A 14,486-nucleotide genomic window follows, 5' to 3' on the forward strand; every position below is an offset into this window, starting at 1 on the left:
GCGGCATGACCGCCGAAGAACCCTTGCGCTACCGACTCATCACCGGTGTGGACGACGCCGAATTCTGCTCCAGGATCAGCAGCCTGCTCGAACAGGGCTATCGCCTCTACGGCTCCCCCGCCGTGACCTTCGACGGTGCGAATGTGATTGCCGCGCAAGCGGTCATTCTCGACGCACCGTAGCGACCAACCGCCCACTTCGCACGCTACGCATCGGTAGATTTGCCGCGAAACCGCTTGCGACAGCAGTTTTGGCCGGCGAGAACCGGGGGTTGTGCAAGGTTTGCGAAGAATGGGGACTACCATCTTGGCGTGCGCAAGATGTACGCGGGCGCCCGTCTTCGACGGTTGCGCGAGGAACGCCGGATGACCCAGGCGGCGCTGGCCAAATCCCTGGATCTCTCGCCCAGCTACCTCAATCAGCTCGAGCGCGATCAGCGGCCGCTGACCATACCGGTGCTGCTCAAACTCAATTCCACCTTCGACCTCGATGTCCAGTTCTTCGCCGCCGACGCCAACGCCCGCCTGGTCTCGGATCTGCACGAGGTGCTGGTGGACGCGGCGGGCGGCGACGCGGCGCCGATGACCGAGGTCGAGGAATTGGCCACCCGGCTGCCCGAGGTGGCCAAGATGGTGGTCGCCATGCATCGCAGGCTGCGCGCGGCCACCGACCAGTTGGATCTGCTCTCCGCCAGGGTCTCCGCGCCGAGCGGCCCACCCGGCGTACCCATGCCGTACGAGGATGTGCGCGACTTCTTCTACGACCACCACAATCACATTCCGACCCTCGATCTGGCCGCCGAGCAGTTGTTCGAGGAGTCCGGCCTGACCATCGGCTCACTGGATCGCCAGTTGGCCAGGGTCGCCGAGGAGCGGGCAGGGGTGACGGTGCTGGTGCGCGGCGACGGCGCGGATCCCTCGATTCCCAAGCGGCACTACGATCCCGATACCCGCACCCTGACCCTGGCCCGCCGGCTGCGGCCCGGTCAGCGCGCCTTCCAGATCGCCACCACGCTCGGACAACTGCTGTACAGCAAGGAGATCGACGCCGTCCTGAATGAGACTCCGTCGCTCACCGGCGAATCCAGGACCCTGGCGCGCATCGGCCTGGCCAACTACTTCGCGGGCGCGCTGGTGCTGCCCTACGGTCGCTTCCTGCGTTCGGCCGAGGAACTCCGCTACGACATCGATCTGCTCGGCCTGCGCTTCGAGGTCGGATTCGAGACCATCTGCCACCGGTTGAGCACCTTGCAGCGGCAGGGTCAGCGCGGGGTGCCGTTCTTCTTCGTGCGCACCGACCGCGCTGGCAATATCTCGAAACGCCAGTCCGCCACCGCGTTCCACTTCTCCAGAGTCGGCGGTAGCTGTCCGCTGTGGGTGGTGCACGAGGCGTTCGCCCGTCCCGGCCGCATCCTCACCCAGCTCGCCGAGATGCCCGACGGCCGCCGCTACCTGTGGATCGCCCGCACCGCGCTCACCGCGCCGAGCGGATTCGGCACGGCCACCAAGAATTTCGCCATCGGCCTCGGCTGCGATATCGAATACGCCGAGCGCCTGGTGTATTCCACCGGGATGCAACTGGACAATCCGGCCGCGAGCGTTCCGATCGGGGCCGGTTGCAAGGTGTGCGAGCGTCCCTCCTGCCCGCAGCGCGCCTTCCCGCAGATCGGCGCGCCGCTCGCGGTCGCCGAGAACACCAGCACCGATTTGCCCTATCCCGGTATCGGCCGCTGAATCTAGGACTTGGCCAGGTACTCCAGTCGTTCGGCGTCCACGGCCGCGTGCATCATGCCCGCCAGGCCGGGATGGCGCAGCAGACCCGGATCCTCCGCCACCACCTCGCGCGCCAATTCCTGTGCGGCGGTGATGACCTCGAGATCGTCGAGCAGCGACAGCAGCCGCAGCGAACGCGCGGTGCCGGACTGGGCCGCGCCGAGCACATCGCCCTCGCGCCGCTGCCGCAGATCCAGCACGGCCAATTCGAAACCATCGGTGGTGGCGGCCACCGCCTCGAGCCGCGTCATGGCCGACCCGCCGGGCTTGGCATCGGTGACCAGCAGGCACAGGCCCGCGTGCTTGCCCCGGCCGATGCGACCGCGCAACTGATGCAACTGGCTGACACCGAATCGGTCGGCGTCCACGATCACCATGACGGTGGCATTGGGCACGTCCACGCCCACCTCGACGACGGTGGTGCACACCAGCACATCGATCGACCCGTCATTGAAATCCCGCATCACCCGGTCTTTTTCGTCGGCGGGCAGGCGGCCGTGCAGCAGACCGACCCGCAGCTTCGCCAAAGGTCCGGTGCGCAGCGCCTCGAAGACATCCACGACGGCGGCCGTGCTGGGCGGCTCGCCCGCATCGGATTTGGTCTTGGCTTTCCCGCCCCGCCCCTTCTCTTCGTCCTCGCCGATGCGCGAACACACGACATAGGCCTGCCGCCCCGCCTCGACCTCTTCGACGATGCGCTCCCAGGCGCGATCCACCCACTTCGGGTATTGGGTGCGCGGCACCACCCGCGAGGTGATCGGCGAACGGCCCCTCGGCAATTCGGTGAGTGTCGAGGTCTCCAGATCGCCCAGGGTGGTCATCGCGATGGTGCGCGGAATCGGGGTCGCCGTCATCACCAGCAGGTGCGGGGCGGCGCCGGCTTTGGCCTTGGCGCGCAACGCGTCACGCTGTTCGACGCCGAAGCGGTGCTGTTCGTCGACCACGACCATGCCCAGATCGAAGAATTCCACCGCGTCCTGGATGAGCGCGTGCGTCCCGATGACCAGGCCCGCCGTACCCGTCACCGCGTCCAGCAGCGCCGCCTTCTTCGTCGCCGCGGTCATCGATCCCGTCACCAGCACCACCTTGGTGGCCTGGTCGGCCGCGCCGAGCTCACCGGCGGCGCCCAGGTCGCCCAGCATGGTGCGCAGCGATCGATAGTGCTGGGCGGCAAGCACTTCCGTCGGCGCCAATAGTGCGCACTGCTGTCCGCCGTCGATCACCTGGAGCATGGCGTGCAGTGCGACGATCGTTTTGCCCGAGCCGACCTCGCCCTGTAGCAGGCGATGCATCGGGTGCGTACGCGAAAGGTCCGCCGCGATCTCGTCGATGACCTGCCGCTGACCCGCCGTGAGTTCGAAGGGCAGTCGCTTGTCGAATTCGGCCGCGATACCGTCGGGGCGGGGCGGGCAGGGCTTGGCCGCGCGGGCCTCGGATTCGTGTCGCCGCTCGGCCAGCACCAGTTGCAGCGCCAGCGCCTCGTCGAAACGCAGTCGCTCCCTGGCCTGTTCGATATCGGATTTGCGGTCCGGCAGATGGATCAGGCGCAGCGCGTCGGAGACCGCGAGCAGCCCGCGCTCGGACCGGATCTGTTCGGAGAGCGGGTCATCGATCGGATCGAGCTGATCGAGCACCTGACGCACGCACGCCAGCAGCGTCCAGCTCTGAACCTTGGCGGTGGCCGGATACACCGGGATGTACTCCCGCTCGAAGAACGAGACATCCACGCCCTGCGCGCCTTTCGCGCTTTGGGCCATCCCGCGCAGCGCACCGCTGCCGCGCACCGAGGTCAGATTCTCCACGGTGGGATCGCCCTTGTCGGGCAGGATCAGATAGTCGGGATGGGTCAGATTCCAGCGATCCGGCCGCCACCAGTGCACGGTGCCCGACAACATGGCCCTGACCCCTTCGCGGACAAGGTAACTCACCTTGTCGCCATTGAAGAAGGTAGCCTCGATCGGCTTGGCGGCGCCGGTGTCGAATTCGATCTTGAGCATCTTGCCCTTGCGGTTCTTCATCGGCCGCAGTTCGGTCTTCGTCACCCGACCCACCACGGTGAGATGTTTGCCCTCCTCGGGCAACTCCTCGGTGAGCGGTTGCCCCCTGGTGGCATAGCGCAGCGGATAGTGCCGCAGCAGATCCTCGACGGTATGCATATCGAAGGCATCGGCCAGCGGCTCGGCCGCCTTCACGCCGAGCAGATGATCGAGCCGATCAGCCAAGGTCGCCATATATCCCCGTCCTACTCCACACCGATCTGCATCAGATCCCCGCGCTGCCCACCGGAGTACACCAGCACCTCGACACCCGGAAATCCGCGCCGGACATGGGCGGCCAACTCCGCGGCCAATCCGGCGGGCGCGGGCGCGCCCAACAAAAACGTCACCAACTCGCCGCCGAGACCGAGCATGCGGTCCAGCAGCGTCTTCCCCGCGGCGGCGGGATCGCTGTCGATGACCACCACATCGTGGCCGACCAAACCGAGACCGTCACCGGCCGCGCACCGGCCGACCATGGTCAGCGCCGGACCCGCCGCCACCCGAAGCGAACCCCACCTGGTGCCCGCCGCCGCCTCCGACATGGCGAAGGCATCGTCGACCGCGATACGCCCGCGATCGTGCACGGCCACCGCCGCCAACCCCTGCACCATCGACGCGCTCGGCAGCAACAGCACATCGCGGTGCGCGTCGCGAGCCGCCGCGCCCACCGCGACCAATTCGTGCGCGGGCAGGGCGCCATTGGGCAATACCAGCACCTCCCGATGCGGTAGCGCGCGAATCGCCTCGAGCAGCGCGGCGGTGCCGACCGGCTCGTCCGCGCGCACCACCACGGCCCCCGCGGCCTCGAACAGTGCCGCCGCGCCCGTGCCCGCCGCCACCGCCAGCACCCCGCGCTCGCCGATCCGCACGTCCGCGTGCGCGTCGAGGGGCGAGGTGACGGCGAAACTCTCGATCCGGATCTCGCGCACCGCGCCCGCGACCAGACCCGCCTCCAGCGCCGCACCCGCATCGGCGCAGTGCACGTGCGCCGACCACTCCCCCGCACCCGCCGACACCACCAGCACCGAATCACCCAACTCGTTCAGCCGATCGCGCAGGGCGGCGGCCGACTCGGTGCGCACCAGATACATGACCTCGAAATGCGGTTCCTCCGAAGGTGATTGGACGGCGGAACCGTCGGGAGGCAACTGGTCGGCGGAACCGTCGGAAGACAACTGGACGGCGGAACCGTCGGAAAGCACCGGGACGGCGGAGCCGGGCGCGTCGACGACCCGCGCCGTGTACACCGGCCGTTCGGGCACTTCGCCGCGCGCGACCGCGACCAGCACATCCAACAGCACCACCAGCCCCCGCGCCCCGGCGTCGACCACCCCCGCCTCGCGCAGCGGCCGCAGTTGCGACGGCGTCTCGCCCAATGCCTTGGCCGCGCCGTCGGCCGCCGCCTGCGCCACCGCGCCGAGCCCATCGTCGGCACAGCCCAGCGCGCTCGCCGCCGCGCAGTCGAGCACCGTCAGCAGTGTCCCCTCCACGGGCGCGCTCAGCCCCGCCCGCACCAGCACCGCCGCCAGCGCCAACCCGCCGCGCAACCGCCGCCCCGTCAGCGGACCGTCCCGCACCGCCTCGGCCAAACCGCGCAAGACCTGCGAAAGAATCAGGCCGGAGTTGCCGCGCGCCCCACGCACCGCGCCCCGCGCCAGCGCCGCGGCCACGTCCTGGGTGTCGACAACCTCATCAACCTCGTACACCGCCGCCCGCATGGTGGCGAGCAGATTCGTGCCGGTGTCGGCATCGGGGACCGGGAAGACATTGAGCGCGTTGATCTCGGCACGATGCTCGGCCAGATCCGCCGCACAGAGCCGAGCCCAACGCAGCAGCGCGGCACCGTCCAGCGCTGCAGCGTCAGGAGCGTCCCGTTGGTTGGGCACCCATAACCCCTCTTCGCTCGACGTCTCCGCCAGGTTAGCGGCCGATACCGACAGTAGAATCCGCACCGATCCCGCGCCCGTCCGCAGGGGCCGGTTTGGTGGATCGAGGGGCTTCCCGCTAACCTTGCAGGGTTGCCTCGTGCGGTCGCCTCGCGATTCGCTGCCGTCAGTCGACCTCTCGGTCGAATTCGGGGTCGGCCTTCCGGTCGGCTCGGGCACATCAGACATTGTTCCCGGACATGCCGCACCGCGAAGGCGGCGGTCCCCCATGACATGAAGGAGTTCGCGACTATGGCTGCCGTCTGCGACGTCTGCGCCAAGGGCCCCGGCTTCGGTAAGTCGGTCTCGCACTCCCACCGGCGCACCAACCGTCGTTGGAACCCGAACATCCAGACCGTGCGCGCTCAGGTCGCGCCGGGCAACACCCGTCGGATGAATGTGTGCACCTCCTGCCTGAAGGCGGGCAAGGTCGTCCGCGGCTGACCCCGAGCAAATAGTTGACAATGCCCCGGCGCCTCACGGTGCCGGGGCATTGTCGTCGGCGGGCCACCATATATCCATGACCACACAGTGGCGGATCGAGTCGCTCACCCCGGAGCGGGTCCTCGGCCTCTCCGCCTGCCATATCGCCTGCTGGCGCGAGGCGTATCGAGGTCTGGTGCCCGATCATGTTCTCGACGCCATGGATATCGAGCGCGGGGCGCGCCGCTGGGAGCGAATTCGCGCCCAGTATCCGGAGAACATCCACGTGGCGATGCACGGCGACGAGGTCGTCGGCTTCATCGCCGCCGGACCCGCCACCGGTGCAGGCGCGGTCACCCCCTTCGAGCTCTATGCCCTCTACGTCCGGTCCGCCTGGTACGGCACCGGGCTGGCCCACGAACTGCTCGCGGCGGCGGTCCCACCGGATATCCCCTGTTCGCTGTGGGTCTTCGCGGACAATTCCAGGGCGCGCGCCTTTTACGGCAAATACGGATTCGTGCCGGACGGGGCGAGTCGGCCGGAGCCTTTCAGCCCGGTCATAGAGATACGCATGGTGCGTGGCACACTGGGCGGCAACCGTTTTGGCGAGAGGAGCCGGACATGACGGCCACGGGGACCGAATATGTCGAGATCGTCGACGGCGTGCTGCGGATCGTCGTGGCGACGGCCGCCGAGGGCACGGCCATGGATCCCGATGGCATCGTGGCGGGCACCGCCGCGCTGCGTGAACTCGGCCCGGAGGTGGGCGCTGTGGTCCTCACCGGCACGGGCGCGAACTTCTGCGCGGGCGGCAATGTGCGTGGTTTCGCCGCCGCGGCCGATCGCGGCGCGCATATCCACGCCCTGGCCACCGACCTGCACGATTTCATTCGCGCCATCGACGCCACCCCGGTCCCGGTGGTGGCCGGCGTACAGGGGTGGGCCGCGGGCGCGGGGATGAGCATCGTCCTGATGGCCGATATCGCCCTCGGCGGCCCGAGCACGAAATTCCGCCCCGCGTATCCCGGTATCGGCCTGAGCCCCGACGGCGGTATGAGCTGGACGCTGCCGCGCGTCGTCGGCGCGGGCGCGGCCCGCGAGATCCTGCTCACCGACGCGATCATCGATGCGCAGGAGGCGGTGCGACTCGGCATCCTCAGCCGACTCGTCGCCGACGAGCAGGTGCGCGCCGAGGCCATGGCCGTGGCCGCGACGCTGTGCGCCGGCCCACGTTCCACCTACTCGAGCATCAAATCGCTACTGTCCCAGTCACTTTCCTCCAGCCTGGACGCCCAGCTGGATCGCGAGCGGGACGCCATCGCCACGGCCGCGAATTCACCGACCGGACGCGAGGGTGTGGACGCCTTCCTCGCCAAGCGCAAGCCCAGCTACTAGCGCTCGCGCAGCACGAATTTCGCGACGGCGTCGGTGAAGGAATCGTTGTCGTCGCCCGCGGCGGTATGCGCCGCGCCGCCGATCTCCACCAGTTGCGCGTGCGGGACCAACTCCAGGAATTCCGCCGCGCCCTCGGCGCTGACCACATCCGAGCGCATACCGCGCACCAGCAGCACCGGGATGGTCAGGGCGCGCGCCGCCGCCTCCAACTCGTCGGCCCACCGGGCCGGATCCTCGATCCGATCGTCGAGTATGGCCGGATCCCAATGCCAGTACCAGCGACCGTCGCGCTGACGCAGATTCCGCAGCAGCCCATCGGTATTCGTCGGGCGGGCGCGATGCGGCAGATATTCGGCGACCGCGTCGACCACCTGATCCATGGTGTCGAACCCGTCGCGGTGTCTGCCGAGGAAATCGACGACCCGCGCGACACCTTCGGGTTCGGGGCGGGTGACGATATCGACCAGGACCAGCGATTCGATGCTCGCGCCGCCGGGCGCGGCGGTGGCCAGCAGCCCGGTGATCCCACCCATACTCGCCCCGACCAGCGCGGCAGGCGCGCCGATCTGGTCCAGCACCATCAGCAGGTCCGCGACCATGGTTTCGCGCCGATAGTCGCCCTCGGGCGACCACTGGCTCTCGCCGTGGCCCCTGGCGTCCAGCGCGACCACCCGCATACCGGAGGCGGCCAGCTTCGCGCCGGTCCGCTTCCAGGAGTGGCGATTCTGTCCGCCGCCGTGCAGGAAGACGACCAAGGGACCGTCCTCCGGTCCGAACCGATCCGCGACCAGTTCGAGCCCGCCCGAACCGCGCAGCCGCAGCGGGCGCGGTTCGAGGGGATTGTTCGCATTACTCACGATCCCGAGGATCGCACAGCGGGGGTGGCGCGGTGCGCACCAACCCCCGCGCGAAGGACGACTAGCAGTCCCACTTCCCCGCAGCGCTCAGCGTGCGCTGCATGAAGCAGGTGACCTTCGAATTCACATTGGAGGAGATGCTCGAGGAACCCGAGGTGGTCAGCAGATCGCCGACCGGGGCGGCGGAGGGGTTCTCCACCAGGGTGGTCGCGCTGTCCGTGGCAGGCTCCAAGGGGAGCGGGGCGGCGCTGGCCGCAGCCGCGCCGCTGGTGATCGCGGCGGCGAAAGCGAACGTGGCGGTCGCACCGCGCAGCGTGCCGCGAACGGACTTGTCGTGCATGGGATGTGCTCCTAACTCGATTTCTACTGGTCGAAATGCCCGCAGCGGATCAGGGCAGCCGCCAGTCCACCGGTTCGGCACCCAATTCGTCAAGCAGCTCGTTCACCCTGGAGAACGGACGCGAGCCGAAGAAGCCGCGCGAGGCGGACAGCGGCGAGGGATGGGCGGATTCGATGTAGGGCACATCGCCCTGTGTCAGGGTCGGCTTGAGCGAGGCGGCGTCGCGGCCCCAGAGCACCGCGACCAGCGGTTCGTCGCGGGCCACCAGTGCGCGAATCGCCTGCTCCGTCACCGCCTCCCAGCCCTTGCCCCGGTGCGAGGCGGGCTGCCCCGGCTGCACGGTGAGCACCCTGTTGAGCATGAGCACGCCCTGGTCCGACCAGGGGCTCAGATCGCCACTGCTGGGAGTGGGGTGGCCGAGATCCTTGGTGTATTCGGAGAAGATATTGGCCAGGCTGCGCGGCACGGGCGAAACATCAGGCGCGACAGAGAAACTCAGCCCCATGGCGTGGCCCGGCGTCGGATACGGGTCCTGGCCGACGATCAGCACGCGCACCGCCGCGAAAGGACGCTGGAACGCACGCAGCACATTCTCGCCCGCCGGTAGGTAGCCGCGGCCCTCGGTGTTCTCCGTGCGCAGGAATTCGCCCATGGCGGTGATCCGGTCTTCCACCGGGGCCAGCGCCTCCGCCCAGCCAGGATCAATAATTTCCGACAGTGGTTTCACACCCATGACCGCACAACTTAGCGGGGTGGTGCGACATCATCGGCGGCTGCCCCGCGGAACGATTCCCAACCGCCCGCACCGGATATGGGTGCGCCGTCCACCGTGACGCCCCGACCTGCCACAACGCGTCCGATCGCGCGCCAGCCCTCGGGCAGCGCGGACTCCGGCGAGAAGGCGCCTGCGAACGCGTGATCCTCTCCGCCCGTCAAGATCCATTGCGCCGCATCCGCATTCAGTTCGCGGGCGATGCGCTCCAGTGCCGGGTCGGCCAGGGCGGCAAGATCCAAATCGATGGCGACACCGGAGGATTCGGCGATATGCCCCAGATCGGCGATCAGCCCGTCGGAGATATCGGTGAGCGTATGCGGAACCGGTGCCGATCCGTGGCCGAATTGTGCCGTGGGCGTGACGGATTCGATCCCAAGACTACTCGATTCCGTTACCGCGCCAGCCGATTCCATTCCGGCGAAGGCCAATTCGACTCCGGCCACGGATGATTCGATGCCGCGATCCACCGATTCGGCTCCCGCACGGGATGATTCGGATCGCCCCCCGCCCGATTCCCCAGCGCCACCGGACAAAAGATCGAGCACCGCGGAGTACGGCGGACGCGGCGCACGATGAAATGCAAGCACATCTGTAAACACGTCGCGTTCGACCAACCCGCGCGAGAGCACCGCGTAACCCGCCGCCGACCAGCCCAGACGTCCGGCCACCGCCACCGTGTCCCCCGCGCGCGCACCGGATCTGGTCAATGCGGGACGCCCACGCAGATCCCCGAACGCCGTCACCGAGACCACCACCAACGGACTGCGCACCAGGTCGCCGCCCGCGATCGAGGCGCCGACCGACTCCGCCTCGTCCCACATGCCGTCGGCGAGCCCGTCCACGAAGGACACCGGCATCTCGGCGGGCAGCCCGAGCGCGACGACGAAGGCGGTCGGCACCGCGCCCATGGCCACCACATCGGCCGCGTTCTGTGCGATGGCCTTACGCCCGATCTGGTACGGGCTCGACCAATCCAGCCGGAAGTGCCGCTCCTGCACGAGCATGTCGGTGGTGACCGCGAAACGCCCGTCCGGCGCGGCGACGACGGCCGCGTCATCCCCCGGCCCCAACCGCACGGCAGGCGACTGGACCCGATTGCTGTTGATGCGCCGGATCAACGCGAACTCCCCGAGCCCGCCCACCGTGACCGCCCCGATTTCGCTACTGATGACCGACCCCTTCGCGGACTGGGCGAACCGGCGACGCCGGTGTGCTCGACGGTCGCGGATGGACCCCTCGCGCGCACCGCGCCGCAGGCAAGAAACGACCCGACGGTACCCTTGCCGGGGCAGATCAGCACCACCGGGCCGGTCCGGCCGCCACCCCGCGCCGCGACCGCCGCTCAGCTCGTTCGGGAAGGAGTCGGTAACCATGGCGGAGTCGGACCGCGATTCGAGCACCGAATCGGGGGACAGCACCCCACCGCCCGCCCGCGTCTACTCCCCGGCTCTAATCGCGACGGCCGTGGCGCTTCCGGTCGTCCTCGTCGTCGGCGTCCTGGTGGCCGCCGTGATGGCCCGCCATACCTCGGCCGAGCGCGAACCCCTTGTGCTCGGCCCGGTTCCGGCGCCCGCGGCCGAGGGACCCGAATGCGCGGCGCTGCTGCCCGCACTGCCCGCCGAGATCGGCGAATTCACCAAATCCACTCTGGTAGAGCCTTCCCCGCCCGCCACGCGGGCCTGGCAGCGCGCCTCGGGCGGCGACGCCATCGTGCTGCGCTGCGGTCTGGAACGTCCCTTGGAGTTCAATCGCGCCTCCGCGCTACAACTCGTGGACGGCGTGCAGTGGTTCGAGGCGCGCGATCCGGCCGCCAAGGCGAGCACCTGGTTCGCCGTCGACCGCGCCACCTATATCGCGTTCACCGTGCCGGACGGCTCGGGTCCCACACCGCTGCAAGAGGTTTCGGACACCATCGCGGCGAACCTCCAGGCGCGCCCGCTCGACCCCGGCCCGCTTCCCAACTGAGGGCGCGCTATCGCAGCCCGGTGCCGCGCGCGATGGCCGTCTCCAGCAGCGTGGAAATCAGTGTGCGGTAGTCGATCCCGGCGGCCTCCCACATGCGCGGATACATCGAGATCGAAGTGAAGCCCGGCATGGTGTTGATCTCGTTGATCACCGGACCTTCGTCGGTGACGAAGAAGTCGACGCGCGCGAGCCCCTGGCAGTCCAACGCCCGGAACGCCTGAACCGCCAATTCCCGGACCCGGTCGGAGGTCTCGTCGTCGAGTTTGGCGGGGATATCGAATTCGCAGACGTCATCGAGGTATTTGGTCTCGAAGTCGTAGAACTCCGGACCATCCGCGCTCAGATCCGGCTCCGGCATGCGGATCTCGGCCACCACGCTGGCCTCGACGCGACCGTCCGGGAACTCCAGGACACCGCATTCGACCTCGCGTCCGATGATCGCGGCCTCCACGAGCACCTTCGGATCGTGCACGCGGGCCGCGGCGATGGCGGCGTCGAGCCGATCCCACGAGACCACCTTGGTGATACCGATCGAGGAGCCCCCGCGCGCGGGTTTGACGAAGACCGGCAGCCCGAGCCGCGCCCGATCGGCCTCGCTCAGCGTGCTCTGGTCGCGGCGCAGCACCACCTGGGAGCCGACGGGCAGCCCCTCGGCGGCGAGCAGCTTCTTGGTGAACTCCTTGTCCATCCCGGCCGCACTGGCCAGCACACCGGGACCGACATACGGAATGCCCGCCAGTTCGAGCATGCCCTGCAGGGTGCCGTCCTCCCCGAACGGACCGTGCAGGATCGGGAAGACCACATCCACCGCGCCGAGCGCGGCGGCCGGATCGTCGAGCGGCACCAGCGCACCGCCGCGCCCGGTGGCCAGGGTCAGCGCGGTGCCCGACGCGTCGACAGCGGGCAGTTCGCCCCGGCCGAACGCCAATTCGCGCACGTCCTCGGCGGCGAGCACCCAGCCGCCCTCGGTGGTGATACCGATCGGCACCACCTCGTAGCGCTGCGGATCGAGGTGGCGCAGCACGCTGCCCGCCGAAACACACGACACGGCGTGCTCGGTGCTGCGCCCGCCGAACACCAGGGCCACCCGGATCCGATTCGTCATGTTCCGAACCGTACCTGCCGCGCCGGGTTCCGCCCGACGCGGGCGAGCCGTTATTCGGGCTTCATCCGGCGACCGAGCAGATTGCCCACGGCCTCGGGAACCGGTAGGCCCTCGTGACATATCCGGTGCACCGCGTCGGTGAGCGGCATCTCCACCGCGTACTTCGCGGCGAGCGCGCGAATCGAACTGCACGACTTGACGCCCTCGGCCACCTGACCGTGCGTGGCCGCCTGCGCCGCCGCCATGGATCCGCCCTCGCCCAATACCCGCCCGAAGGTGCGGTTGCGCGACAGCGGCGAGGCACAGGTGGCCACCAGGTCGCCGACGCCCGCCAGCCCGGCCAGGGTCGCGGGCTCCGCGCCCAGGGCCACCCCGAGTCGGATGATCTCGGCCAGTCCCCTGGTGATGATGCTGGCCAATGTGTTGTCCCCCAGGCCCATTCCGGAGGCGATGCCGCAGGCCAGCGCGATGACGTTCTTGCACGCGCCGCCGATCTCGCAACCGATGACATCGGTATTGGTGTACGGCCGGAAATATCCGGTGGCGCAGGCGTGCTGGACAGCGACCGAGCGCGCGGTGTCGGTGCAGGCGACCACGGTGGCCGCGGGCTGGCACAGGGCGATCTCCCTGGCCAGATTGGGTCCGGACAGCACCGCGACACGATCCGCGCCCGCCCCGGTGACCTCGGCGATGACCTCGCTCATCCGCAGCAGCGTCCCGGTCTCGATGCCCTTGGCCAGGCTCAGCAGCGTGGCGTCGGGTTCGATGAATCCCCGCCAGTCGGCGAGGTTGGCGCGCAGCGACTGCGACGGCACCGCGAGCACCACCAGATCCGCGCCCGCCAGGGCCTCGGCCGGGTCGTGGGTGGCCGCGAGGGGCGGCAGCGGAATATCCGGGAGGTAGAAGTGATTGCGGTGTTCAGACGACAGGGCGGTGGCGACTTCCGGCCTGCGCGCCCAGATCGTGACCTCGGTTCCCGCGTCCGCCAACACCTTCGCGAACGCCGTGCCCCACGATCCCGCGCCCAGTACTGCCGCCCTCGTCATCCGCCCAATATGCCATGGAAGGATTGGACGCATGCGCCCGCACGCCGTGCACGCCGTGATCGCGGTCAAGAGCCTCGATCGGGCCAAGACTCGACTGGCCGACCGGCTGCGCCCACCGGATCGGGCGCGGCTGGTGCTGGCCATGCTGGCCGATACGGTGACCGCGGCGGTGGCCGTGCCGCAACTGGTCTCGGTCACCGTGGTCACCCCCGACGCGCAGGTCGCCGCGCTGGCGCGCGAGTTGGGCGCGGTGCCCCATCCGGAACCGCCGCGCTCGCAGGACAGTCTCAATGCCGCGCTGCGCGCCGGGGCCGTCGCGGTGCGCCACCGGCACGGCCCGTCCGAACTATTGGCGCTGCAGGCGGATTTGCCCGCGCTGCGTCCGGCGGAGTTGGCCGACATGCTGGCCGCCGCGCCTGCCGCGCGCCGCGCGCTCACGGTGGATCACGCGGGCACCGGCACCGCCGCGCTGCTGGTCCGGGATCCGGCGGCGGCCCTGGATCCGCGCTTCGGCCCGGATTCGGCGCGCAGGCATCTAGCGGCGGGCGCGGTGGACCTCGGTGGCGACTGGCCCGGTCTGCGCCTGGACGTGGACACCGCCGAGGATCTGGATCTGGCGGTCGAACTCGGCGCGGGCGCGGCCACGGGCGCGGTGCTGCGCGATATCGGCTGGCCGGTGCGGGTGCCCGAGCCGGAACGCCGCGTGTGCTAGAGAGTCGCCGGCCGGAGGTGATCCGCGCGGCAATCGCCGGTGTCGGCCTGCACTACTACCGGTTGGTAGGGGATGATCGTTGACGTGAACGAGCGTCATCGAGTGAATCAGAGGCCCTGGGCTCCCCCTCGC

General features: G+C 69.3%; 15 protein-coding genes. 7 read left to right on the top strand and 8 right to left on the bottom strand.

Annotated elements, in window-relative coordinates; all coding sequences use genetic code 11:
• Positions 1 to 5 precede the first annotated feature (5 nt).
• Both D5S18_RS16215 and D5S18_RS16220 read left to right on the top strand, forming a co-directional pair.
• Positions 6 to 182 (top strand): DUF1737 domain-containing protein, encoded by a 177-nt coding sequence (locus tag D5S18_RS16215; RefSeq protein ID WP_120041791.1) that lies wholly within the window; start codon positions 6 to 8, stop codon positions 180 to 182.
• 129 nt (positions 183 to 311) lie between these two features.
• Entirely contained in the window at positions 312 to 1,733 is a 1,422-nt protein-coding gene (locus tag D5S18_RS16220; RefSeq protein WP_203236762.1) for a short-chain fatty acyl-CoA regulator family protein, read from the top strand.
• Between the two features lie 2 nt (positions 1,734 to 1,735).
• On the opposite strand, the gene recG is transcribed toward D5S18_RS16220, so the two are convergent.
• Both recG and D5S18_RS16230 read right to left on the bottom strand, forming a co-directional pair.
• Complete coding sequence (recG, locus tag D5S18_RS16225) at positions 1,736 to 4,003, bottom strand: ATP-dependent DNA helicase RecG (RefSeq protein WP_120041792.1); 2,268 nt, start codon at positions 4,001 to 4,003, stop codon at positions 1,736 to 1,738.
• Positions 4,004 to 4,014: 11 nt separating this feature from the next.
• On the bottom strand, positions 4,015 to 5,697 hold the full coding sequence (locus D5S18_RS16230) for a DAK2 domain-containing protein (RefSeq protein WP_239003805.1): 1,683 nt from the start codon (positions 5,695 to 5,697) through the stop codon (positions 4,015 to 4,017).
• A 291-nt stretch (positions 5,698 to 5,988) separates the two neighbouring features.
• Here D5S18_RS16230 and rpmB point away from each other — a divergent pair, with 291 nt between their 5' ends.
• The 3 genes from rpmB to D5S18_RS16245 all read left to right on the top strand — a co-directional run bounded on the left by rpmB (position 5,989) and on the right by D5S18_RS16245 (position 7,554).
• Positions 5,989 to 6,180: a 50S ribosomal protein L28 gene (rpmB, locus tag D5S18_RS16235; RefSeq protein WP_011210730.1), complete on the top strand. Its 192-nt coding sequence runs from the start codon at positions 5,989 to 5,991 to the stop codon at positions 6,178 to 6,180.
• A gap of 76 nt (positions 6,181 to 6,256) precedes the next feature.
• Entirely contained in the window at positions 6,257 to 6,784 is a 528-nt protein-coding gene (locus D5S18_RS16240; RefSeq protein WP_120041796.1) for a GNAT family N-acetyltransferase, read from the top strand.
• Positions 6,781 to 7,554: an enoyl-CoA hydratase/isomerase family protein gene (locus D5S18_RS16245; RefSeq protein ID WP_120041798.1), complete on the top strand. Its 774-nt coding sequence runs from the start codon at positions 6,781 to 6,783 to the stop codon at positions 7,552 to 7,554. Before D5S18_RS16240 ends, D5S18_RS16245 begins: the two co-directional genes overlap by 4 nt.
• Here the strand turns inward: D5S18_RS16245 and D5S18_RS16250 are convergent.
• From D5S18_RS16250 to thiL, 4 genes are all read right to left on the bottom strand, one after another.
• Positions 7,551 to 8,411 carry an alpha/beta fold hydrolase gene (locus D5S18_RS16250; protein ID WP_120041800.1) on the bottom strand — a complete coding sequence of 287 codons (861 nt, stop codon included), beginning with the start codon at positions 8,409 to 8,411 and terminating at the stop codon, positions 7,551 to 7,553. The genes D5S18_RS16245 and D5S18_RS16250 overlap by 4 nt on opposite strands.
• Before the next feature lie 61 nt (positions 8,412 to 8,472).
• Positions 8,473 to 8,751 (bottom strand): hypothetical protein, encoded by a 279-nt coding sequence (locus D5S18_RS34890; RefSeq protein ID WP_120041802.1) that lies wholly within the window; start codon positions 8,749 to 8,751, stop codon positions 8,473 to 8,475.
• Positions 8,752 to 8,800: 49 nt separating this feature from the next.
• Complete coding sequence (locus tag D5S18_RS16260) at positions 8,801 to 9,484, bottom strand: uracil-DNA glycosylase (RefSeq protein ID WP_120041804.1); 684 nt, start codon at positions 9,482 to 9,484, stop codon at positions 8,801 to 8,803.
• A gap of 11 nt (positions 9,485 to 9,495) precedes the next feature.
• Positions 9,496 to 10,899, bottom strand: a complete 1,404-nt coding sequence (thiL, locus tag D5S18_RS16265) for a thiamine-phosphate kinase (protein WP_120042188.1) — start codon at positions 10,897 to 10,899, stop codon at positions 9,496 to 9,498.
• Here thiL and D5S18_RS16270 point away from each other — a divergent pair.
• Positions 10,898 to 11,491 carry a DUF3515 domain-containing protein gene (locus tag D5S18_RS16270; RefSeq protein WP_120041806.1) on the top strand — a complete coding sequence of 198 codons (594 nt, stop codon included), beginning with the start codon at positions 10,898 to 10,900 and terminating at the stop codon, positions 11,489 to 11,491. The genes thiL and D5S18_RS16270 overlap by 2 nt on opposite strands.
• Positions 11,492 to 11,498: 7 nt before the next feature.
• Here the strand turns inward: D5S18_RS16270 and D5S18_RS16275 are convergent, their stop codons facing one another.
• On the bottom strand, positions 11,499 to 12,596 hold the full coding sequence (locus D5S18_RS16275; RefSeq protein ID WP_120041809.1) for a D-alanine--D-alanine ligase family protein: 1,098 nt from the start codon (positions 12,594 to 12,596) through the stop codon (positions 11,499 to 11,501).
• A 50-nt stretch (positions 12,597 to 12,646) separates the two neighbouring features.
• Positions 12,647 to 13,642 carry an NAD(P)H-dependent glycerol-3-phosphate dehydrogenase gene (locus D5S18_RS16280; RefSeq protein ID WP_120041811.1) on the bottom strand — a complete coding sequence of 332 codons (996 nt, stop codon included), beginning with the start codon at positions 13,640 to 13,642 and terminating at the stop codon, positions 12,647 to 12,649.
• A 31-nt stretch (positions 13,643 to 13,673) separates the two neighbouring features.
• On the opposite strand from D5S18_RS16280, the gene cofC reads away from it, so the two are divergent.
• The gene (gene cofC, locus D5S18_RS16285; RefSeq protein ID WP_120041813.1) at positions 13,674 to 14,354 is read left to right on the top strand and encodes a 2-phospho-L-lactate guanylyltransferase; all 681 of its coding nucleotides are present in this window, start codon (positions 13,674 to 13,676) and stop codon (positions 14,352 to 14,354) included.
• The last annotated feature ends 132 nt before the right edge of the window (positions 14,355 to 14,486 follow it).

The organism is Nocardia panacis, from assembly GCF_003598715.1.
Lineage (GTDB): Bacteria > Actinomycetota > Actinomycetes > Mycobacteriales > Mycobacteriaceae > Nocardia > Nocardia panacis.

Coding starts and splice junctions, on each gene's coding strand:
- D5S18_RS16215 (WP_120041791.1), top strand. CDS start 6: ATGACCGCCGAAGAACCCTTGCGCTACCGACTCATCACCGGTGTGGAC.
- recG (WP_120041792.1), bottom strand. CDS start 4,003: ATGGCGACCTTGGCTGATCGGCTCGATCATCTGCTCGGCGTGAAGGCG.
- rpmB (WP_011210730.1), top strand. CDS start 5,989: ATGGCTGCCGTCTGCGACGTCTGCGCCAAGGGCCCCGGCTTCGGTAAG.
- D5S18_RS16240 (WP_120041796.1), top strand. CDS start 6,257: ATGACCACACAGTGGCGGATCGAGTCGCTCACCCCGGAGCGGGTCCTC.
- D5S18_RS16245 (WP_120041798.1), top strand. CDS start 6,781: ATGACGGCCACGGGGACCGAATATGTCGAGATCGTCGACGGCGTGCTG.
- D5S18_RS34890 (WP_120041802.1), bottom strand. CDS start 8,751: ATGCACGACAAGTCCGTTCGCGGCACGCTGCGCGGTGCGACCGCCACG.
- D5S18_RS16260 (WP_120041804.1), bottom strand. CDS start 9,484: ATGGGTGTGAAACCACTGTCGGAAATTATTGATCCTGGCTGGGCGGAG.
- D5S18_RS16270 (WP_120041806.1), top strand. CDS start 10,898: ATGGCGGAGTCGGACCGCGATTCGAGCACCGAATCGGGGGACAGCACC.
- thiL (WP_120042188.1), bottom strand. CDS start 10,899: ATGGTTACCGACTCCTTCCCGAACGAGCTGAGCGGCGGTCGCGGCGCG.
- D5S18_RS16275 (WP_120041809.1), bottom strand. CDS start 12,596: ATGACGAATCGGATCCGGGTGGCCCTGGTGTTCGGCGGGCGCAGCACC.
- D5S18_RS16280 (WP_120041811.1), bottom strand. CDS start 13,642: ATGACGAGGGCGGCAGTACTGGGCGCGGGATCGTGGGGCACGGCGTTC.
- cofC (WP_120041813.1), top strand. CDS start 13,674: ATGCGCCCGCACGCCGTGCACGCCGTGATCGCGGTCAAGAGCCTCGAT.